The organism is Archangium gephyra (genome assembly GCF_042230915.1).
Taxonomy (GTDB): domain Bacteria; phylum Myxococcota; class Myxococcia; order Myxococcales; family Myxococcaceae; genus Archangium; species Archangium gephyra_B.
In genome coordinates this window covers 11,479,799-11,500,837 of sequence record NZ_CP102578.1, presented here as the reverse complement: position 1 = coordinate 11,500,837, position 21,039 = coordinate 11,479,799, and the positions used below count along the sequence as shown (strand labels likewise).

Genomic DNA, 21,039 nt, shown 5'->3' with positions numbered 1-21,039 from the left:
GGTCCAGGGTTACCCGGGGGTGTCTGGAGTCGCGGGGATGAGTCGGGATAAAAACCTGGCATGCGCACCCCCCACCCGACCCTGCGGCTGCTCACGCTGTTGCTCGTCAGCATGATGACGATCATGGCGAGCGCCGCCATCTCTCCCTCGTTGCCGCGGTTGCGCATGGCCTTCGAGTGGGTGCCAGGGATTGACCTCTGGGTGCGGCTGGTGGTGTCGCTGCCGGCGCTGTTCACCGCGATGGGGGCGCCGCTGGCGGGGATGCTCATCGACCGCTTCGGCCGCAAGCGGCTGCTGGTGGCGGCGGTGGCGCTCTACGGCGTGGCGGGCTCGCTGCCGGGAGTGCTCACGTCGCTGCCGCTCATCCTCGTGTGCCGCGCGCTGCTGGGCCTGGCGGTGGGCGGGCTGATGACGACGGCGGCGGCGCTCATCGCGGACTACTACGCGGGCCCCGAGCGCGGCGTGGTGCTGGGGCGCCAGGCGGCCTCCATGGGCGTGGGCGGCTTCGTCTTCATGCTGGGCGGAGGCCTGCTGGCCGACATCCACTGGCGAGCCCCGTTCGCCGTCTACCTCTACGCCTTCCTGATCCTCCCGCTCATCCTGTTCTTCCTCCCCGAGCCCGAGGTGAAGCGGGGGCCCGTGGCGGGCGGAGCGGCGCGCGTGGCCCTGCCGTGGAGCACGCTGTGGCAGGTGTACGGCCTGGCGATGGTGGGGATGATGATCTTCTACCTGATCCCGTTGCAGCTGCCCTTCCTGCTGAGGCGGCTGGGGGTGCAGTCCTCGGCGCTGGCGGGGCTGGCGGTGGGCGTGTCCACGGTGGTGGGCTCGGTGGTGTCGCTGCGCTACGCGAAGGTGCGGCAGGTGCTCGGCTACCGGAGCATCATGGCGGTGCTCTTCGCGTGCATGGCGCTGGGCTACGTGCTCGTCGGGATGTCGCACTCGTACGCGGCGGTGGTGGGAGGGCTGGCGGTGTCGGGGCTGGGCCAGGGGCTGCTGACGCCGAACATGGCGAACTGGGCGGGCGAGGTGGCGCCGGAGGCCGCGCGAGGCCGGGTGATGGGCTTCCTGACGACGAGCCTCTTCCTGGGACAGTTCATCTCACCGCTGCTCGCGCAGCCGCTGATTGGCGCGGTGGGGCTCGAGGGCGCGTTCCTGGCGGCGGGAGGCTTGCTGAGCACGTTGGCGGGGACGTTCGGCGCGCTGGCGTGGCACGCGGCGCGGGAGCGGAGCGGGGCGGTGCAGGCCGCGAAGTGAGGCGCGGATGCGCTACTTCAAACGGCCCTGGGAGGAGTCGCGGGGCGATGAGTACGACGCCTGGGGCACGTCCATCTGGTACCTGGAGCTGGACGAGCAGGGTGGGGTGGCGCGGCAACTTGAGATCTACGAGAACGGAACGGCGCTGAAGTACGACGCCTCGCACCTCGAGGACCGCTATGGCGGCCTGAGTGATGCCACGCTCGATGTCGAGGAAGACGGCTTCGCGCCCTTCGAGATCGAGTGCGCGGAGTTCGAGTCCACCTGGCAGGCCACGCGCGCCCTCAACAGGAAGGGCTGAACCCTCACACTCACATGTCCGGCTCGCACGCCCAGTCGAACTTCTCGGAGTAGCGGTCACATTTGTAATGAGGACCGCAGATATCGGGGACGGCCGGGTCACAGGCCTTCCTGCAATAGTTCATCTGGCAGACGAAGCCCTCGGGGCAGGGGGGCGTGTGCTCCTCACCACAACGGATGAGACACGTCCCCCAGGCTTCGCGCGGGTGGCTGAAGGGATTCCACATGTGGCACTTCTGGCCCTCGGGACAGGGGGTCTCCTGGCAGTTGTGGCCATACACTTGAGCGCACACCGACACGCCCTGCTCGCTGTTGGGCTGGATGCAGGCCTGGCCCTCGGGACACGCACGGCCCTCGCACGTGGGCAGGCAGGAAGGTCCATCGAGGCCCTCGCGGCAGAAGAATCCCTCCGGGCAACTCCCGGGCTCTTCCACCCGGCACGGCCGGCCGCATCGGCGATCCTGGCACAGCAGGCCCCGTTCACAGGCCGCTTTCCGCAAGGACGACATGTCCGCGCAGGGCTCGCCCTCCTTGCGCACACCCACCAGCGTGCACTGGCGGAGTTGGGGCCCGCCCTTCACCGTCTCCAAGGTGCGGCACACCATGTCCTCCGCGCATTGCTCATCCGTCATGCACCGGCTGTCGGTGCAGTACCTCCATTTCGAGCGCTTGTTGAAGAAGCAGGCGAGCGGTGGCTCGCAGTCCTTACGGCCTGTGCAGGGGCGCTCGTAGGTGAGCAGGCTCTGGCGCTCTCCGGGCGAGAGCATGGGGACGAGCGTCGCCGCGGGAGCCGGTCGCAAATCTCCCAGCATGGCCGTATGGAGGGCCCAGGCCAATGGCAGGAGCAGGAGGATGCCCAACAGCGAGATCAGGAGGGGGCGCCAGCGCATCACGGGCCGACCCTGAACTGACACGCATGAGGGCACCCGGACTGCGTCCAATCCTCGGGGGAAACGCCACATTTCTCCACCCACTCGTCCTCGCTCAAGTAGCAGTCGTGCCGGTGCAGCTCCTCCGCGAGGTCTTTCGCCATCGCCCGGTCGATGGTGCCGCCTTCCCGCCACGTCTCCGGGCATCCCGTTCCCATCGCCATCCATACCGTGAGACTGAGCACGCCTCGCCAGCGCATGTGTCCTTCTCCTGAGCGCAGCACCCGTCCCAGGGGCGGGCCGCATGGCTCGTCACTTCACCTCTAACGCGGAAGCTCCGCCAGGGAGAAGGGGGCTGCGTCCCGAGCCATGACGAGTCCCTCTTCCGCTTCCTGGCCGTGGAACAGACGCTTCTATAAAAGGAGCGCCATGGCGAGCAGGACCATCGAAGAGGGCCGCATCAAGCGGCTCAACACCCACGAGCCGAAGGACGGCGGCTACATCCTCTATTGGATGCAGCAGAGCCAGCGCGCGGAGTTCAACCCGGCGCTGGAGTACGCCATCCAGCGGGCCAACGAGGCGAAGCTGCCGCTGCTCGTAGGCTTCGGCCTCATGGACGGCTACCCCGAGGCCAACGTCCGTCACTACCGCTTCATGCTGGAGGGACTCCAGGACGCACAGCGCACGCTGGTGCGCCGGAAGATTCCCCTCGTGGTCCAGCGCGGCGCTCCGGACGAGGTGGCACTGAAGCTCGCGCGCAAGGCGGCGCTCGTGGTGTGTGACCGGGGCTACCTGAGGCACCAGAAGCAGTGGCGCCAGACGGTGGCGGAGAAGGCCTCCTGTCCGGTGATTCAAGTCGAGGGCGACGTGGTGGTGCCGGTGGAGGCCGCCTCGGGCAAGGCCGAGTACGCCGCGCGCACCATCCGCCCCAAAATCCACCGCCTCTGGAGCGCGTACCTGGTGGAGCTCGCGCCCACGCCGCTGAAGACGGACTCGCTGGGGCTGGGCGTGAAGGGGCTCGACCTCGAGGACCTCGACACGGTGCTGGCGAAGCTGGACCTGGACCGGACGGTGCCGCCGGTGAGCCACCGCTTCCGGGGCGGCATGAGCGAGGCGAAGCGCCTGTTGCGCAAATTCCTCACCGAGCACCTCCCCGAGTACGAGGAGAGCCGGCCGCACCCGGAGACGACGCACGTCTCGCACATGAGCAAGTACCTCCACTTCGGGCAGGTGAGCCCGGTGGAGGTGGCGCTGGCGGCGCGCGGCGCGAAGGCAGCGGACAACCAGCGCGAGAGCTTCCTGGAGGAGCTCATCGTCCGGCGCGAGCTGGCGCAGAACTTCGCCGAGTACTCGCCCCACTACGACAGCTTCGAGTGCGTGCCCGAGTGGGCGCGCAAGACATTGGACAAGCACCGGAGCGACGAGCGGCGCCACCAGTACACGCGGGAGCAGTTGGAGCGGGCGCGCACGCACGACCCGTACTGGAACGCCGCCATGCGGGAGATGCGTTACACGGGCTACATGCACAACGCCATGCGCATGTACTGGGGGAAGAAGATCTTGGAGTGGAGCAGCACCCCCGAGCACGCGCACCGCACGACGCTGGCGCTCAACAACCGCTACTTCCTGGACGGGCGCGACGCGAACTCCTACGCGAACATCGGCTGGCTGTTCGGCCTGCATGACCGGCCCTGGGGCGAGCGGGAGATCTTCGGCACCGTGCGGTACATGTCCTCGGGAGGCCTGGAGCGGAAGGCGGACATGGAGGCCTACCTCGAGAAGGTGGACGGGCTCGTGGCCGAAGCCCGGGCGGCGGGTGTCCGCTTCGAGGGCGACTGAGCCCCCGTTACCCGCGCGAGATGCTCGCTGCCGTACGCACGCCTCCGAGCGCCGTGGCCAGCGTGCTCTGTCCCGGAAACACCGAGTCCCCCACGAGCCACAGTCCGTCCATCACCGGCCGGGGCCCCAAGGAGCGGTAGTGGTACAGCCCGGCGCGGCGTGGCACTCCGCCCACCGCTCCCGCCTCGCGCTGGGTGAAGCGCTCGAAGGTGCGCGGGGACGCCGTCATCTCGTGCTGCAGGTTCTCCATCCACTCGGGTGCCAGGCGCCGCAGCCCCTGCCTCATCCGCTCCTGGATGGTGGAGACGAGGCGGGCCTGCTCCTCCTCGGGCCGCCCCGCCAGCGAGCGCAACGGCACATGCGTGGACACCGTCAGCGTCCGGTGTCCCGGCGGCGCCCGGCCCGTGTCCGCCTCGCCGCTGAGCGAGGCGAAGAGGTGGTTGCCCTCGATGAAGGCGGCCTGCTCGTTCTGCACCAGCTCCAGGTGGTGCGCTCCGGGCGAGGCCTCCCCGGGTGCCCGCACCACGAGGTACAGCATCACCGCCCCCCAGCCCTCCGCCACCCGTCCGGCCAGCTCCCGCAGACGCGCGGGCAGCCGCTCGGGGGGAAGGCCCAGCAAGCGCATCAGCCCCTGCGGCAGCACGTTGGCCACCACGTGGCGCGCGAGCAGCTCGCCCCGCCGCGCCGACACCTTCCAGCCTCCCGGCACGGGCTCGAGCGACTTCACCCGGTTGGCGTACAGCACCTCGCCACCGCCCGTGGTGACGGCTCCCGCGAGCGCGCTGGCCAGCCGGCCAATCCCTCCGCGCACGTGCCCGGTGCCGCGCCAGTAGTAGTCCATGGCCGCGAGCGCGAAGGGAGCCTCGGCCTCGGCGGCGGCGCACTGCACCGTAATCTGGCAGAGCGCGTCCAGGTACGTGCGCAGCGGGGTGAAGCGCATCAGCCCGAGCCGCTCCAGGACGGAGCCCAGGGGCCGTCCCATCCAGCGCACCAGGGGCGTGTAGCGCAGGGCGCGCGAGGCATGCCGCAGCAGCGCGCGCACGTCGAGCGGCGGCAGCAGCGTGGGGTCATCGAAGAGGGGCCACAGCGCCTGGGCCACCTGCTGCTGCAGTGTGAAGAAGTCGCGCAGGGCGCCGGCCGGAGCATCGGGGAAGGCGCACAGCTGGTCGATCAGCCGCTGGCGGTCGCGGTACACCTCCAGCCGCATGCCCGGGGTGCGCAGCTCCACCATCGGATCCAACCAGTCCACCGTCACGTCCAGCCCGAGCTGGCGCATCCAGCGGCCGAAGAGCTGCTCCTCGTCGAGCCCGGAGAAGAGGGTGGCGCCGGCCTCGAAGGCGTAGCCATGCCGGCGGAAGGTGCTGGCGCAGCCTCCCGGGTAGTTGAGGGTCTCGCAGAGCGCCACGCGAGCGCCCCGCCGGGTGAGCTCCAGGGCCGTGGCCAGTCCGCCGAAGCCGGAGCCCACCACCACTGCGTCATACCAGGTGTTCGTCATGGTGCCGTGCCGGGGGTCCGGCACCGGAAGACATAACGGCCCGCCTTCCTCCTGGCGAGCCGTTCGACACCCCGAAGGCTTCCCTCAGGGCTGCCCTTCGGCGGGCAGCAGCACGCCCGGGCCCGGTTGCACGCCCGCTTCACGCAGCACCCGCGCCGCCTCGGTGGCCATGACGCGGTGCCCCGCGGCGCTCGGGTGGATGCCGTCCACCTCCAGCCCGTCCAGGAAGAGGTGCACGTTGTCCGGCTGGCGCGTCACCGCCTCGAAGTCGATGACGTCCGGGAAGGTGGCGCGGATCCACGCGTTCAGCTCCAGCCGCTGCCGCTTCACCACCTCGTAGTCGCCGTGGTTGCTCTTCTCCTTGGGCAGCAGCGTCCCCACCCAGGTGCGGCAGAAGGGCTGCAACCGCGAGACGAGCGTGTTCATCCGCGACTGCAGGCCGCTCACGTCCAGGGCGCTCAGGTCGTTGGTGCCCAGCAGGATGACGCAGTCGGTGATGCCCTGGAGCGAGAGCACCTCCGCGTCCAGGTTCCTCAGCGCATCGTAGAAGCCCTGGCCCGAGACGCCCGCGTTGGCGAAGGGCACGCCCAGCTGGGCCTCGGCCACGGACGGCCAGGCCAGGCGCGTGTCGTCCTGCTCGTCGATGTAGCCCTCGGTGATGCTGTCGCCCAGGGCCACGAAGGCGCGCGCGGGCGGGCCTTCCACCTCCACCGTGGCCAGTCCCACGGCGCGATCCCACCCCGTACCGCCCAGCGGGCCGGTGACGCTCGCATAGGCGCCCGAGCGCACCTGGCTGCCCGGCAGGGCGTGGATGGCGCTCACCGCCAGGGCGCCCTGCACCTCGAAGGACACGGCCAGCTCGTCGCGGAAGCCCACCGGCAGGGACACGGGGTCGGACACCACGCGCGTCCGCGCGCCCACCGAGAAGCCCGGGGTGCCGGAGAACGTCACCGCCACCGGCGCCGAGGCCAGCGAGCCGTTGGGACCGGCCTGGGCGATGGTGGCCTTGCGCAGCACGAGGTTGCCATCCCCCGCGCGGAACGCGAGCCGCACCCGCTCTCCGGCCCGGCCCACCGGCACGCGCAGGCGGAACGTCACGCTGCCCGTGCTGTAGGACCAGCGCAGCGCCTGATGGAAGCCCGGCTGGAACATGGGCGGCGGCGGCCGCGGCTGCTCCGGGACCGGCTCCGGCTCGGTGGGCTCCACCACCACCGGGCCTTCAGGTGGAGGCGGCTCCTCCAGAGGATCTGGCGCGGGCGTGCCGGGCGCGGGCTCCTCGGCCGCGGGCGGCTCGACGGGCTCCTCCACCTCCTTGCCGGTGGACCCGCACCCCGCCATGACGAGGACTGCACACGCACACACCAGGATCCGCGTCCGTTCCCGCCAGCCCATTCAAACCCCCCTCGCGCCCAAGGGTGTGCACCTTCTGGCCGCCTGGGGAGCGGGGCTTGCCTCCCTCCGCGGCCGGTGCGCGGGTGCTGCCCGCTCCGGGGAGGGGGCAAGGGAGCGGCTCGTACCGGGGGGAGGCTTGCACCGCGCGGAAGTGGAAAACACGACGGCCCCCGCTCGCCTGGCGCGCGGAGGCCATGGAAACGCACTGTCTGCGATTGAGCTTACGGCAGGGCGCGAGCGATGAACTTCCACTTGCTGCTGGCCTGGGCGGTGTTGTCCAGCCAGGTGGACACGCCGATGAGGCCGGCCATGGTGGCGAGGCTGAAGACGCCCAGCCAGTTGACGAGCTTGGTGGTGCTCTTCACGTCATCGGGCGCGTCATCGGAGGCCTTGCTGCCGGACTCCATGGAGATGCCATCCTGGAGGGCGCGCTTGGCCAGGAAGCCCCCGCCGATGAGGTTGACGACACCGCTGACGAGCGTGGCGCCCATCAGGAAGTCCTTCACGAGCACCAGCCTGCGGGCGCTGGCCGAAATGGAGCGGCCGGAGATCTTGGAGCGGCCGATGAGCCAGGTGATGGCGGTGGCGCCCAGGCCCACGGCGTTGACGATGTTGTAGCCATTCCAGGCCGCGTTGACGATCTTCGCCCGGTCCTGCTTGTCGGAGATCAACCTGGCCGACGGGTTGAGGGCGATGCGGCCGAAGAGCGAGCCGCCGAAGCCCGCCGCGAGGCCGAGGTTGTGAAGGACATAGGCGCTGGTCGTGAGAGTCGGTGTCATGGAGACCCCTCCGTGCTGCGTTGTGGTGCGGGGGTGAAACTACGCACGCGTCCTGTAACGGCTTGGTGGCCTCGGTCCCCTGCTCGGTGGGAGGGAAGGAGGGCCTGTAGCTCCTTCCCGGAGTTTCGCGTTTGAACGGAGGATCCGCCGGGAAGCGGACACCGGCCTGTCCCCGAGGCCCATCCAGCGGGGCTCAGAGTGCCCGCCCGGCCGCTGCTCAGCCCTCGCGGACGGGCACCGGCATCAGCCGCGGCGCCACCGCCTGGGCCGCGGGCTTCCACAGCAGGTAGAGCATTCCGGCCAGCAGGCCCAACTCCACCGGCAGCCGCCAGAACTGATTCATGATGGGGTGCCCGTCGATCATCACCGGGTTGCCCTGCACCTGGCGGATGCCCACCAGCAGCGCCACCATCATGTCGCCCGCGAGCGGAAGGGCGCACAGGCGGGTGATGAGCCGCGTCGCCGGTGTCCACGCCCCGAGGATGAGCCCCAGGCCGAGCACCACCTCCATCGCGATGACCATCGCCGCGTTGAACAAGGGGAAGGGCATGCCGAGGCCGGCGAGCAACTGCGCGAAGCCCTCCACGCCCGTGTTCACCCGCAGCCCGGGCGCGCCCACGAGGATGGGTAGCGTGAAGTCGAAGGCCTTCATCAGTCCGAAGAGTATGAAGATGACGCCCGTCACGCCGCGCACCTGGTAGCGGCCGGGAGTCTCGGGGACACGCTCCAGCCAGTGGTTGCGCCGCGGGTGCGTGGCCAGCGCGTTCACGAGGCGGGGGCGCCAGCTCTGGCGGCCCCCGGGGGAGGGGGAGGCGGACGACAGCATCGGGACCACCGGGTTCGTCTGACGCAGGTTGGGATTCATGGGTGTCTGTCTTTGGGCTGAGTGCTTCGTGGAGTGGCGCCGGGCCGTTGTCATGACGCACGGTGTCGGAATTCTTGTGCGGGCTTTTTGTCTGCCTTTTCAGGCCGCGAGCTCCTCCGAGCGCGCGCTGGCCAGCGGCCGCAGCAGGGACCTCAGCTCGAGCCGGGCCTGGTGCAGCCAGAAGCCCACCGTCCCCGGCGTGGTGCCGAGCTTTTCCGCGATGGTCTTGTAGCGCAGCCCCGCGGTGTGCAGCTCGAAGGCCTCGCGCAACGGAGAGCGCAGACAGGCGATGGCCTCGTGCAGCTCCTCCTCGGACACGTGCTCCCAGGAGTGCCACTGCCGCGGCTCGCGCACGAGGACGGGGGCGTGCAACAGCTCCAGGTGCGGCCCCTCGTTGTTCTCGGTGCGCTGGCGCCGGCAATGGTCGAGGAATCGCCGCTGGAGCGTGGTGCACAACCAGGCGCGGCGCGTGTTGGCACTCCAGCCGCGCAACGACTCGAAGTGCAGCAGCGCGCGCTCCAACGTGTCCTGCACCAGGTCCTCGGGCTCCACCCCGCCGTTGCGGCAGAGCTTGTGCGCCAGCCCCATCAACAGGGCCCGGTGCGGAGCGATGAGGTCCGAGAACTCGCGGCGGTCTCCAGCGTCGGTGCGTGCCATGTTGGCCTCCTGCGCGGATAGAGGGGGCCCGGGCGCGAAAAGCACGCGGGCCAGGAGATTTCTCTCCCGGCCCGCTCGGTCACCCGCTCTATCCGGGCCTCACTGGCCCATCGAGCACGCGTGCTCGCACTCCCAGGCCGTCTCCCGCGAGGAGCCCGAGAGCTCGTCCAGGTACGGCCCCCGTGGCGGCCCCCGCGGGTACACGCCCGACGCGATGAGCGTCTGGTTGACCACCTCTTCAAACTCGCTCAGCTCCGAGCACTTGGAGAGAAAGGCCTTCACCCCGGGGGCGTGCGGGTCCGTCGCCGCGCTGTGCATGATGATGGGGACATCGCGCAGGTGCTCGTCCTGGACGAGCCGCTGGCACAGCTCCACCCCGCTCATCCGGGGCATCTGCCAGTCCGTCACCACGAGGTCCGGCCGCCGCTCCTGGGCGATCTCCAGCGCCTCCCTTCCATCATGTGCACGCAGCACGCGATGGTCCATCAGCTCCAGCACCTCCGTGTAGAGGTCGAGGAGCTCGGGTTCGTCATCAACAAGAAGAATGGTGCTCATGACGTGTCCTGTTCCTTTCCTCGGCAGGGGGTAGAGAGCGGTCCGGGCTTCTTCCAGAGAGGGAGCTCCGGTTTCCCGCTTCTCTTACCGGTGGAGTCCACGTCTCTCTGGTGTGATGTGTTTGATTTGGTGCGCGTTTCTCGAGATGGCCACATGCCGCCGGGAAGGGCTCGCTCGCTCCGTTGCTGGACGCGCCGCCGGGGCCAGCCTGCCGGGCGGGAATGACAGCGGAAAGGTGACGTCTACCCCTCCCTGCTGGGTGGGCTCATTGCCCCCCTTCCCGGGCGCCCCTAGTTTTGCTTCGAGGGGCGGGGGGGAAGACCATGGGACGCAGCGGCGAGCAGAACGGCCAGGGGCCGGTGGCTCCCCATGGGGAGGACGCCGAAGCCGGCCTAGAGCGCGAGCTCGGGTTCGACGACGAGCTCGGGTTCGACGACGAGCTCGGGTTCGAAGACGGCTTGGAGTTCGAGGACGACTCCGACTTCGAGCGCTTGCTGAAGGAGGTGGCGAGCGCTGACCTGCCCACGCGCTTCCGGAAGATCATGCCCGGAGAGCGGCTGGGAGGCGCGGACGGGCGCCGGTTCGAGATCATCGAGTCGCTGGGCGAGGGCGCCATGGGCCAGGTCTTCCGGGCCCATGACGAGGAGCTGCAGCGCGTGGTGGCCCTCAAGTTCCTCTTCCCCCGGGAGGAGCTGGCGGGCATGGGCCTGCGGGAGGCCCGGGCCATCGCACGGCTGGACCACGAGAACATCGTCCGCATCTTCGACGTGTCCGAGTGGAGCGGCGGACCGGGCGAGCCCACCGTCCCCTTCCTCGTCATGGAATGTCTGGGCGGTGAGTCGCTCCTGGACCTGGTGCGCCGGGAGCGCCGGCTGACGCTGCGGCGCACGCTGGAGGTCATGCGCGACGTGGCCGCGGGGCTGGCGCACGCGCACGAGCACCACATCATCCACCGCGACCTCAAGCCCAGCAATGTCTTCATCACCAAGCAGGGCACGGTGAAGTTGCTCGACTTCGGCCTGGCGTGGTTGGCGCCCGCGCCGGGCCTCGCCTCCGAGCAGCCGGAGCTGCCCACGGCGGGCACGCCTCCCTATATGGCCCCGGAGCAGTGGCGCGGCGAGAAGGTGGACGCGCGCACCGACATCTGGGCCGCGGGCGTCATGCTGTACGAGCTGCTCACCGGAGAGCTGCCCTATCCGCACCTCATGCCGGCGGAGCTGCGCGTCCAGGTGCTCTCCCCGGAGCCGGTGCCGCCGGTGCGCGAGCGCAACCCGGAGCTGCCCTGGGAGCTGGAGTCGCTGCTGTCCGTGCTGCTGGAGAAGGACCCCGACAAGCGGGTGATGTCGGCGGAGGAGCTGCGCGAGGAGCTGCGCGAGCTGGAGGAGAACCTGAGGCCGGGCCGGGGGCCGCAGCGCTCGACGGCGCCGCAGCGCCGGCAGGTGACGCTGCTGTATTGCCGGGTGGCGGGGCTGAGCGCGCTGGCGGAGGAGTTGGATCCCGAGGACTTCGGCGAGCTGGAGGCGGCCTTCCACCGCGCGGCCTCGGAAGGCATCCAGAGCCATGGGGGCTTCATCACCCTGTGCCTGGGTGACGAGGTGCTGGCGTGCTTCGGCTACCCGGTGGCGAAGGAGGGGGACGCGGAGTGCGCGGTGCGCGCGGGCCTGGACTTGCCCCCGGCGGTGCTCGCGGCGCTCCAGGCGCGGTTGCCGCCGGGGACGAACGCGGAGCTGGCCGTGCAGGTGGGCATCGACACGGACCAGGTGGTGCTGGACGACATCCTCCCGGAGCTGCGCGGGCACACCCCCACCATCCAGGGCGAGGCCCCGCGCATCGCCTCGTGGCTGGCGCGCCAGGCCGGGCCGGACGCGGTGGTGGTGGGCCCCAGCACGCACAGCCTGGTGCGGCGCGCCTTCGACACCCAGCCGCTCGGTGCCCGGGCCTTCGACGGGCGGCGCACCTTCGAGGTGCACCGCGTGCTGGGCCGCTCGCGCGCGGCCGGCACCCGCCTGCCCACGGGCGAGCTGAGCCCGCTGGTGGGCCGTGAGGAGGAGCTGGGACGGTTGCTCGAGGCCTGGCGGCGGGCCCGCGAGGGGCATGGCGGCTATGTGCTCCTGTGCGGCGAGGCCGGCATCGGCAAGTCCCGCCTCATCCAGGAGCTGCGAGAGCGCGTGCTGCCGGAGAAGCCCATCCTGCTGCGGCTCCAGTGCTGGCACCAGTTCAGCACCAGCGCCCTGCACCCCGTCATCGAGACGCTGCAGCGCATGTGGTTGAGCCCGGAGCGCTCGCCGCAGGAGAACCTGCGCGTGGTGGAGCGGCACCTGGAGAAGCAGGGCCTGACGCCCATGCAGGTGCGCCTGCTCGCCGCGCTGGTGTCGCTGCCCGTGCGGGAGGACTCCCCGCACCTGCGCTTCACCCCCCAGCGGCAGAAGGACGAGACGCTCGCGGCGCTGGCCACCCTGCTGATGGAGAACTCGGGCGAGCGCCCGGTGCTGGTGGTGGTGGAAGACTTGCACTGGGCGGACCCCTCCACGCTGCAGCTGCTCAGCTTCCTGATTGGCTTCGTGGAGCGGGCGCGCCTGCTCTTCGTCCTCAGTGCCCGCCCCGAGTTCCGCCCGCCCTGGGCCCAGCACCCGGCCTTCCAGCGCATCGGCCTGGAGCGGTTGCCGGCGGCCTGCACCGAGCAGCTGGTGAAGGAGGTGACGCGGGGGCAGGAGCTGCCCGCGGAGGTGGTGACGCAGCTGGTGGCGCGCACGGACGGCATCCCCCTCTTCGTGGAGGAGATGACGCGGGTGATACTGGAGGGCGGCGCGGCGGCCTCCATCCCCGTCACCTTGCAGGAGCTGCTGCTGGCCCGGCTGGACTCGCTGCCGCGCCGGCAGAAGCAGCTGGCGCAGCTGTGCGCGGTGGTGGGGCGCAGCTTCTCCTCCGCGCTGCTCGCCCAGCTGACGGGCCTGCGGGGCACCGTGCTGCGCAGGGACCTGGCGGGGCTGGGGGCCGCGGGGCTGCTCCAGGCAAGGGATGACGAGGCCGAGCCCGGCTACCAGTTCCGCCACGCCCTCATCCAGGAGGCCGCCTACCAGTCGCTGCCCCGCAGCGCGCGGCGGCAGTACCACCAGCGCATCGCCCAGGCGCTGGCGGTGCACTTCCCCGAGGTGGCCGAGACGCGGCCGGAGCTGCTGGCCCACCACTACACCGAGGCCGGGGAGATGCAGCCGGCCATCCACTACTGGAAGCTGGCGGGAATGCGGGCCAGCCAGCGCTGGGCCAACGAGGAAGCGGTGAGCCACCTCTCGCAGGCGCTGAAGCTGCTGCGCAGCCTCCCGGAGGCCCCGGCGCTCACGCGGGACGAGCTGCAGCTGCTCATGGCCCTGGGCTGGCCCCTGGTGCAGGTGCAGGGCTTCCGCTCGCCCGAGGTGGAGCGCACGTACACGCGGGCGCAGGCCCTCATCCGCGAGGTGGGCGAGGAGCTGCCGCGCCTGGAGCTGAGCTTCTGGGGCACCTTCGCCTACTACTTCGCGCGCGGCAAATCGCACGACTCCCACGAGGTGGCCGAGCTGCTGGTGGACCTGGGCGAGCGCCAGCACAAGCCGGAGCTGCTCTCCATGGGGCACCGGATGATGGCCACGGACCTGTTCACCTGGGGGCAGGTCGGCAACTCGCTGCGGCACCTGGAGCAGGCGCTGTCGGTTCCGGAGGTGGACCTCGCGCAGCACCGGGTGCTCGCCATCCGGCAGTGGGTCAACCCGCGCGTGGCGGCGCTGGCCTACGCGACGCTGCCGCTCTCGGTGGCTGGACAGGAGGAGCAGGCCGAGCGCTCCACCCGCGAGGCGCTGGAGCTGGCCGGGCGCATCGGCCACCCGCACACGACGGCGCTCGCGCTGACGTACTGTGCCATCGCCAGCCAGCTGCGGTGGGACGCGCGCACGACGCTGGGGCTGGCCGAGCAGTGCATCCCCCTCGCGCGCGAGCACCGCTTCATGCTGTGGTACCTGTGGCCCTCGGCGATGCGGGGCTGGGCCCTGGCCGAGCTGGGGCGTCCGCAGGAGGGCCTGGTGCAGATGCGCCAGGTGCTGGAGCAGTGGCAGCGCTCGGGCATCATCGCGGGCATGCACCACAACCTGGGATTGCTGGCCCATATCCATTTGAGGCTGGGTCAGGCCCAGGAAGGGCTGGCCGCGGTGGACGAGGCGCTGACGTGGCCGGCGGTGACGGAGGAGTATTCGTACCTGCCGGAGCTGCACCGGGTGCGTGGCGAGCTGCTGCGGCTGGCCGGGCGCGAGGACGAGGCCCGCGCGGCGTTCCTCGAGGCCATCCGTTTCGCGCAGGAGCACGAGATGGTGGCCTATGAGCAGCGGGCCCAGGCGAGCCTGCGCCGTCTGGGGCCGGCGGAGGCGTCTCACTCGCAGCACCCGTGAAGGGAGGAGCGCGTCCAGGGCTGGCTGGCGGAGCGAACCTGTGCTCGGCTCTGGGGCATGAGCGCTTCCTACCGACGTGCCCTGGATGCCCCTGCGGGGGAGCTGGTGGTCCTCTCCCGCGCCCTGGTGGAGGAGGTGACGGAGGCCTCCCGGACGAGCCCCCGCCGGCGCATCATCCAGCCCTTCCACAAGGAGGACGCGGACCTGCTGCACCGGATGTTCAACGTCATCCAGCCAGACAGCTACGTGCGGCCGCACCGGCACCTGGAGCCGCCGAAGGCCGAGGCGTGGGTGGTGCTGCGTGGCGCGCTGGCCTTCTTCACCTTCGAGGAGGAGGGGCGCGTGCGCGACTGTCTGTCATTGGAGGCGGGGGGAGAGCAATTCGGGGTGGATCTGGCTCCGGGCATCTTCCATGGGCTGGTGGCCCTGGCGCCGGACACCCTCATCTACGAGGTGAAGACGGGGCCGTACGCCCCGGCCAATGATAAGACCTTCGCCCCCTGGGCCCCCGCCGAGGGCTCGCCGGAGGCCACGGGCTACCTCGCGGCCCTGCGCGAGGAGTTCCGGCGGAGGCATCCGGAGCGCCGCTGAACAGGGTGAAGTCCAGCCGCTCAGACTTCCTCGTCGGGAAGGAGTGTGAGGAGTAGCTCGTCGTCGGGGCCAAGCGGGTGCCAACCGGGCGGTGGAGGAGTCGCGAGGAGCGCATCTCCGGCTTTCCTGACGCGCTCCTCATGGGTTGTTGGGGTAAAGGAACTCCACAACCCGAGTGCCTTGGCGACCTTGAAACGGTTCGCGTCATCGAGCACGGCCGGCCAGCCGTTTGGGAGGCACGCGCACAGTTCTCGCACGAGTTGTCCGCGCACCAGCCGCGTGACCTGGTGGTTCCGCTCTGCTTCGGCCACCAGTCCGCGGAACACCTGCACTCCGGCGAGGTCGTCCGGGCCAAGCTCCTCGGCGAGCGCCACCAGTGAAGCGGTAGGGCGCGCCTCGGCGAAGGCGGTAAGCGAGTCGTAGCCGCGCTCGCGGACACGCTCGTACAGGCGTGCCACCCAGTTGCCCTGAAAAGGATGTCTGTCGCTCATGGCCCACCCCACGGGATGAAACTCATCGGGATGTAGTACGCCTTCATCCGCTCCGCGACGATTTCCAGCACTTCGTTCCGCTTCAACAGTCGGCCCAGCCTGGACTCCGCGTCCTGGAGTGCCTTCATGATCATCCGGTTCCATTCACCCGGCCATGTGCGCCCCAGCTTCCAATCGCCACCACCGTGGATGGCCTCGTGGTGCGCTCGCTCCAGCCTGACGCAGAACTGGTCGATGTCCATCTCGCTGGTGAAGCCGCGCTTCTCGAACCACTCGCGGAACTCCTTGGGCAGGACGTGGTGCCGCGGTGGTTCGGCCATGCCGGCCCCCGCTTTATCCGTCACGCGCATGCCCCGCACCTCGGGCCCGTCGCCGAGTGCCTCGCGCACGCCGCGCGGCAGCTCGCCGTGCGCCCCGGCCATCATCACCTGCCCGGCTTGAATCCGCACCGCCGCGCTCACGGTGGGCAGTGAGAGGATGCCCGCGCGCACCAGCCGCCGCATCATCTCCACCCACTCGGCGGACACCACCAGCCGCGTGCCCACCATCACCCCGTCGCCTCCCACCACCATGCCCACCCCGAGTGTCGCCGGGGCCGAGGGCCGCATCGGGGGCAGCGAGAACCTCATCGCCGACACCATCGTCACCATCTCCACGAGCTGCGCCAGCAACATCATCCTCTCGGCATTCTTCAGCCCCGTGTGGAGGCGCTCCGCCGTCGTGTTGAACTCGCCGGACAGGTAGCCCATCAGCGCGGGCATGTCCTCGGCCGCCGCCTCCACCTGCCCTGGCTCCCGCGAGGCCAGTGCCCTCATGGCCGGCTCCACCCTCTTGCGCCAGCGGTCCATGTCCATCAGCAGCGTCTCCACTGCCCTGTAGCCATGCTTGAACGCCACATCGAGCAGGTTGAGGAAGTCCACCCAGGCGGCCAGCATCAGTGAGCCCAGCATGGCGGCCTCGAGCCGGGGGCCCGCCAGGCGCAGCAGGGCCAGCTGCATGTCCGCGTCCTCCACCTGCGAGGCGGCGGTGGCCAGCCGGGTGGCGGCGGCAAGCTCGGCGTCCAGCCACCGCAGCTGGCTCTGGCCATACTCGATATCGGGCACGAAGAGGCCCGCGGCCTTGCCGGCGATGCCCCCATGGCTTTGCCCGAGCCGGGAGAGCTCCCCGGAGAGGCGGCGGTAGGAGCCCGATACGTCGTCGAGCGCACCGCGAAACGCCAGGGTCCTCTCCCACGCCGTCTCCTCCGCGTGGCCAGTGTCCACCTCTGGCACCGCGTCCCGCGAGTCCCGGCGGTGGTGCAGCCGCTGCGGCTCCTCGGGCTCCGGTGTGGAGGCCATCGTGAGCGCGGCAGCCGCGTGTGGCGTGTAGCGCAGGTTCATTCGCTGGCCACGTGATGGCGCCCAGGACGTGCAGCCAGTGCACAGCAGGGCCAGGGCGAGCACAGCCAGTGTGGAAGTCATCGGCGCCTCTCCAATGGATGACTCCCATTCTAGGAGGCGCTCCTGACGCTATTCCCTCTCAGTCCGCGTCGAACTCCACCACCAGCCGGTCCGGGAAGGGTCCCTCGAATTTCATGCGTCCCTCGCCGCCGGGCGCGCGCCGCAGGTTGCGCAGGCGCAGCAGGCCTTCGAGCAACTCGGGCAGGACGAGGTGGTTGATGCGCTCCCCGTAGCACGTGTGCAGTCCCCGGCCGAAGTGCATGTAGCCCTGGGGCGGACGGTCCACCCGGAACTCGTCCGGGTGCTGCATCACCTCCGGATCGAACATCGCTGAAATCGTCGAGGCGATGATGAGCGTGCCCTTGCGAATCCTCACCTCCCGGTCCGTCCCCCGCGCGAGCACGTAGTCCTCGTGGCACGTGCGCATCAGGAGCGGGTTGTGCGGGTCGAAGCGCAGCGCCTCGAAGGCGTGCGCCGCCACTCGCGCCGTGTCTCCCATCTGGGCCGCGCTTCGCGCCTCTCCCAGTGCATCGGGGCGCTCCAGCAGCTCGTTGACGAGCTGCGCCAGTGCCCTGGACGTGGTGTCCACCGCGCCGACGATGATGCCGCCCACGTTGCGCCTCACCGCATCGTCATCCAGCCGCGTGGCCTCGTCCTCCTGCATCCGCAGCAGCCGGGTGAGGAAGTCGTCACGGCCCTCGGTGGCCAGCCCTGCCTTGCGCTGGGCGATGAGACCTTCCATGTATGTCTTCAGCTCCGCGCTCGCCGCCCGCGCCCTCGCGGTGACGTCCGCGTCGTTGCCCGGGTTGAGGAAGATGTCCCAGAAGAGGGTGCGCATCCACCGCTTCATCGTCTCCGGGTCCGGGCCCGGCACTCCGAAGAAGCGGTCCACCATCCCCACCGCGACGGGGCGCGCGAGCCCGTTCACCACGTCGAGCCGCCCGGTGGTGCGGGCCTGGGTGATGAGCTGCCCGGCGTGCTCGCGCACCATCGTCCGGATGCGCTCCAGGTCCTCCGGACGCACGGCCCTACGCGCGAGGGAGGACTCGCGCTGGTACTGGGGCGTGTTCTCCATGCCCAGGAAGAAGGGCCCGGTGGTCCGCTCCATGCGCTCGGCGTAGAGCTCCGTGACACCGAAGACCGCGTCCGTCTTCAGTACCTCGTTCACGTCCTCGGCCCGCGTCACCACCACCCGCTTGCCCAGCACCAGGTTGGGATGGTGTCTGCGCAGGAACCCGAACACCGCCCGCTGCACGTCGGACCCGGTGAGCCACCGGACGAATCGGGAGCTCATCGCCCGCGCTCCGAGCTCAGGTACCGCAGCGCCTTAATGCCAGGCAGGAAGAAGTAGTCCCCGCCCCGCGTGTGCACGAAGCGGGGCAGCCCGGTGATGCGCTGGCGCGCCGGGAAACCGGGGACGACGGCGCTGTAGTCCTTCGGATCATCCTCGGGGTACTCCGGGTCGTAGTTGTCGCCGGCGATGGGATCCTTGCTGTCGTACAGGTCGTTGAACTTGGGGTTGTTCATCCACGTCTGCTGGATGAACTCGAACTGGCGCCCGATGTTGGTGTTGAGCGCCACGAACATGAGCCCCTGCTCCTCGCCTCCACCGGGCAGCGTGTCGCGATAGGGCCGGCCGCGGCGGATGATGAGGTGGCGGGAGCCCAGCTTGATGGACTCCTTGGGGTCCTCGACGAGCGTGTCGCGGGGGTTGGCGCGGCGCACGTGCGAGCTGAGGGGACACTTCATCCCGTGCGGATCGTCCCCGAACTGGAAGTGGTTGTTGACCGTGGGGTCCTCTCCCTGCTTCGGGTCATCCTTCAGGGGGCACAGCGACAGCGGCGCGCCACTCTTCCACCGGCCCATCAGCTTCGCGGCCAGCAGCTCCTTGTTCGCCTCGTTCTCCTCCGCGCTCTTGCCGGGAACGCGGCTGTTCTCCTCGATGAACTTCCAGAAGCCCGCCACGTCCTGGCGCAGCTTGCGGAGCACCAGGTAGGTGCCGTTGCGGCCCAGGTCCTTGGGCCTGGGCTCCCCGGGCACCATCTGCGCGCGTGGCAACTCCGGCAGCAGGTTGCGAGGATCCTGGCTCCGGGGCACCCGGGGCGAGAAGGGATACTGCCCATAGGCATTGTGGTAGCCGAGGATGAACTCGCCCGCGTTGACGGGAAGCCCGAGCACCTCCGACGTGCGCGTGGTGGGCACGCCCTTGATGTAGGGGAAGGAGATGCCGTCGCGGAAGCCGAACGGCTCCGTGTCTCCCTGGCGCATGTCGGCGTCCTGGATGAACACCTCCTCCAGGGCCTCCTGGTAGCGCTCGCGGTGCGAGGCATGGAAGACGTCCAGGTCCGCGTCATCCCGGCCGAAGAGCACCAGCACCACGTGGGGCACCGTCGCGTCCGTGCCGCCGAACTGCCACTTCTCCGGGGCGCTCCCGCCCGTGTCTCCCAGGACGCGCGCGCGGCGCTTGTCCCTCATGCCCTCGCGGAACTCCTGCAGGAAGCTGGTCAACACCTCCGAGGGCAGCCCGAGCTGCTCCAGCCCCGAGGCCGTGAAGGCCACCTGGAGCGCGTGCTCGCCCTTGGTCTCCGCGAGCCCGGGCTGCTGCTTGCCCGCCGCGGTGGTGACTTCCTTGCGCTCCACCAGTGTGCGCAGCCACGCCCGCGCCCGTGCGCCATCCTTCACCCGGAGGAAGACATAGCGCGAGTACTTCAGGTGCCCGTGTCCGAAGAAGACAAGCCCCTGGATGTCGTCGAACTCGAGCGCCTCTCCTGGAACCACCGCCGCCGTGCTGGAGCCAGACGTCATAGTTTGAGCAGCCATTGCTCGGCCTCCTGGGATTTCAGTTGGGTCTTCAGCTGCGCGCACACCGCCACGTTCTGGAGGATGTTGCGGACGCTCTCGTCGGCGTGGGCGCTGTACCAGACCTGGGTGAACACCTGGTGGTCGCGCGTCCACTGCTTGAACTCTTCCTCGTGGGTCGCGCCCTTGCCGAAGAGCAGCCGCGTCTTCGGATAGCCGCGCGTGTTGCTCCACACGCCGGTGAGCCCCACGGCCGCCCGGTCGATGAAGTCACCCAGGTAGCGCTCCCAGCTCCCGTCGTAGTTGCTGAAGAAGAGCAGGCGCCGGCCCCCGTCGATGATGACCCAGCGCGCGAAGTGGATGCTGGGGATGCCCCCCAGGTGGCCCTGGTTGTAGTAGTGGCGCGCCAGGAAGTTGATGCCGCCCAGCACCGTGCGCAGCGTGAGCTGGCGGAACCACCCCGGGCGGACCTCCACCAGGTGGGTGAGCTGGTTCTGGACCTTGTAGTCCTCCTGCCCCTCCACGCGCGGGTCCACCACGTCCTCCGTCTTGGGCTCCGCCTCGTCCCGGGCTTCCTTCCACATCAGCATCAGCACCGCCGGCGCGAGCACGGGCAGCAGCAGCAGCCCCACGGGGATGCCCACGGCCAGCTGGATGGGGGTCGACTCCATGAGGCGCCGCACGAAGCGGTCCAGGCGGCTGGGCGGGGGCGGACACGCGCGCTCCAGCTTCAACCCGGGCACGGTGGCGAGGTACTTCTGGAGCTGCTCGCACAGCTGCTCCGGCTTCAGGCCGCGCAGGGTGGCCGCGCGCTTCGGGTCGTCGAGGAAGTCCTGGATGGCCCGCCGCGCGAGGGTGTTGTCGAGCACGTCCCGGACGGTGTGATTCGGGTAGCCCCGGTAGAAGGCGGCGGCGGGGAGCTGGTAGCGCAGCAGGAAGCGCTTGAAGGACTCGACGCTGCCCGCCACGTCGTCGGGGCAGCCCGCGCAGGAGGCGTAGATGCGCGCCAGCATCGGTCCCCCCACCCGGATGAGCTCCTCCAGGTGCGCGTCCAGGGGACCATCGTAGTTGCTCTCGAAGGCGAGCTGCGGCGGGTAGTGCCGCGCTCCCTCCGTGTCCTCGGGGAGGATGACCCAGCGCAGGAAGTGCACCGTCGTGAGCTGGGAGAAGGAGATGTGGCGCCCGGTCTTGTTGGTGATGTCCTCGCCGATCTCACTCAGCAAGGCATCCAGCTCCTTCACCTTGCCGGGCTGGATGGGGGTGACGAGCGTCAGGGCCTTGCTGGAGGGGGACACCCTC

General features: G+C 70.0%; 18 protein-coding genes. 5 read left to right on the top strand and 13 right to left on the bottom strand.

Features of this window, described 5'->3' with window-relative positions; all coding sequences use genetic code 11:
- Positions 1-60 precede the first annotated feature (60 nt).
- Both NR798_RS45505 and NR798_RS45500 read left to right on the top strand, forming a co-directional pair.
- The gene (locus tag NR798_RS45505; RefSeq protein WP_375768899.1) at positions 61-1,254 is read left to right on the top strand and encodes an MFS transporter; all 1,194 of its coding nucleotides are present in this window, start codon (positions 61-63) and stop codon (positions 1,252-1,254) included.
- Between the two features lie 7 nt (positions 1,255-1,261).
- Positions 1,262-1,555 carry a hypothetical protein gene (locus NR798_RS45500; protein WP_375768898.1) on the top strand — a complete coding sequence of 98 codons (294 nt, stop codon included), beginning with the start codon at positions 1,262-1,264 and terminating at the stop codon, positions 1,553-1,555.
- 10 nt (positions 1,556-1,565) lie between these two features.
- On the opposite strand, the gene NR798_RS45495 is transcribed toward NR798_RS45500, so the two are convergent.
- Both NR798_RS45495 and NR798_RS45490 read right to left on the bottom strand, forming a co-directional pair.
- Positions 1,566-2,444: a hypothetical protein gene (locus NR798_RS45495; protein ID WP_375768897.1), complete on the bottom strand. Its 879-nt coding sequence runs from the start codon at positions 2,442-2,444 to the stop codon at positions 1,566-1,568.
- Complete coding sequence (locus NR798_RS45490; protein WP_375768896.1) at positions 2,444-2,683, bottom strand: hypothetical protein; 240 nt, start codon at positions 2,681-2,683, stop codon at positions 2,444-2,446. Before NR798_RS45490 ends, NR798_RS45495 begins: the two co-directional genes overlap by 1 nt.
- 169 nt (positions 2,684-2,852) lie before the next feature.
- Here NR798_RS45490 and NR798_RS45485 point away from each other — a divergent pair, with 169 nt between their 5' ends.
- Complete coding sequence (locus NR798_RS45485; protein WP_375768895.1) at positions 2,853-4,262, top strand: deoxyribodipyrimidine photo-lyase; 1,410 nt, start codon at positions 2,853-2,855, stop codon at positions 4,260-4,262.
- Between the two features lie 7 nt (positions 4,263-4,269).
- Here the strand turns inward: NR798_RS45485 and NR798_RS45480 are convergent, their stop codons facing one another.
- The 6 genes from NR798_RS45480 to NR798_RS45455 all read right to left on the bottom strand — a co-directional run bounded on the left by NR798_RS45480 (position 4,270) and on the right by NR798_RS45455 (position 10,005).
- Positions 4,270-5,757, bottom strand: coding sequence for a phytoene desaturase family protein (locus NR798_RS45480; protein ID WP_375768894.1), 1,488 nt, complete (start codon positions 5,755-5,757; stop codon positions 4,270-4,272).
- An 84-nt stretch (positions 5,758-5,841) separates the two neighbouring features.
- Positions 5,842-7,095 (bottom strand): SGNH/GDSL hydrolase family protein, encoded by a 1,254-nt coding sequence (locus tag NR798_RS45475; protein WP_375768893.1) that lies wholly within the window; start codon positions 7,093-7,095, stop codon positions 5,842-5,844.
- Positions 7,096-7,370: 275 nt separating this feature from the next.
- Complete coding sequence (locus NR798_RS45470) at positions 7,371-7,928, bottom strand: hypothetical protein (RefSeq protein WP_375768892.1); 558 nt, start codon at positions 7,926-7,928, stop codon at positions 7,371-7,373.
- A 217-nt stretch (positions 7,929-8,145) separates the two neighbouring features.
- On the bottom strand, positions 8,146-8,793 hold the full coding sequence (locus NR798_RS45465) for a DoxX family protein (RefSeq protein WP_375768891.1): 648 nt from the start codon (positions 8,791-8,793) through the stop codon (positions 8,146-8,148).
- A gap of 99 nt (positions 8,794-8,892) precedes the next feature.
- Positions 8,893-9,450 (bottom strand): RNA polymerase sigma factor, encoded by a 558-nt coding sequence (locus NR798_RS45460; protein ID WP_375768890.1) that lies wholly within the window; start codon positions 9,448-9,450, stop codon positions 8,893-8,895.
- Between the two features lie 99 nt (positions 9,451-9,549).
- The gene (locus tag NR798_RS45455) at positions 9,550-10,005 is read right to left on the bottom strand and encodes a response regulator (RefSeq protein ID WP_375768889.1); all 456 of its coding nucleotides are present in this window, start codon (positions 10,003-10,005) and stop codon (positions 9,550-9,552) included.
- Between the two features lie 323 nt (positions 10,006-10,328).
- Here NR798_RS45455 and NR798_RS45450 point away from each other — a divergent pair, with 323 nt between their 5' ends.
- Positions 10,329-14,420, top strand: coding sequence for a protein kinase (locus NR798_RS45450; protein ID WP_375768888.1), 4,092 nt, complete (start codon positions 10,329-10,331; stop codon positions 14,418-14,420).
- A gap of 57 nt (positions 14,421-14,477) precedes the next feature.
- Positions 14,478-15,011: a WbuC family cupin fold metalloprotein gene (locus tag NR798_RS45445; protein WP_375768887.1), complete on the top strand. Its 534-nt coding sequence runs from the start codon at positions 14,478-14,480 to the stop codon at positions 15,009-15,011.
- A gap of 20 nt (positions 15,012-15,031) precedes the next feature.
- Here NR798_RS45445 and NR798_RS45440 read toward each other — a convergent pair whose 3' ends face one another.
- Genes NR798_RS45440 through NR798_RS45420 form a run of 5 tightly spaced genes read right to left on the bottom strand, consistent with a single transcriptional unit; the run spans position 15,032 to position 21,035 of the window.
- Positions 15,032-15,502, bottom strand: a complete 471-nt coding sequence (locus NR798_RS45440; RefSeq protein WP_375768886.1) for an NUDIX hydrolase — start codon at positions 15,500-15,502, stop codon at positions 15,032-15,034.
- Positions 15,499-16,962, bottom strand: coding sequence for a DUF2380 domain-containing protein (locus tag NR798_RS45435; protein WP_375768885.1), 1,464 nt, complete (start codon positions 16,960-16,962; stop codon positions 15,499-15,501). The genes NR798_RS45440 and NR798_RS45435 overlap by 4 nt, the downstream gene beginning before the upstream one ends.
- A 58-nt stretch (positions 16,963-17,020) precedes the next feature.
- The gene (locus tag NR798_RS45430; protein ID WP_375768884.1) at positions 17,021-18,235 is read right to left on the bottom strand and encodes a cytochrome P450; all 1,215 of its coding nucleotides are present in this window, start codon (positions 18,233-18,235) and stop codon (positions 17,021-17,023) included.
- On the bottom strand, positions 18,232-19,761 hold the full coding sequence (locus tag NR798_RS45425; protein WP_375768883.1) for a Dyp-type peroxidase: 1,530 nt from the start codon (positions 19,759-19,761) through the stop codon (positions 18,232-18,234). Before NR798_RS45425 ends, NR798_RS45430 begins: the two co-directional genes overlap by 4 nt.
- On the bottom strand, positions 19,743-21,035 hold the full coding sequence (locus NR798_RS45420) for a hypothetical protein (RefSeq protein ID WP_375768882.1): 1,293 nt from the start codon (positions 21,033-21,035) through the stop codon (positions 19,743-19,745). The genes NR798_RS45425 and NR798_RS45420 overlap by 19 nt, the downstream gene beginning before the upstream one ends.
- Between the last annotated feature and the right edge of the window lie 4 nt (positions 21,036-21,039).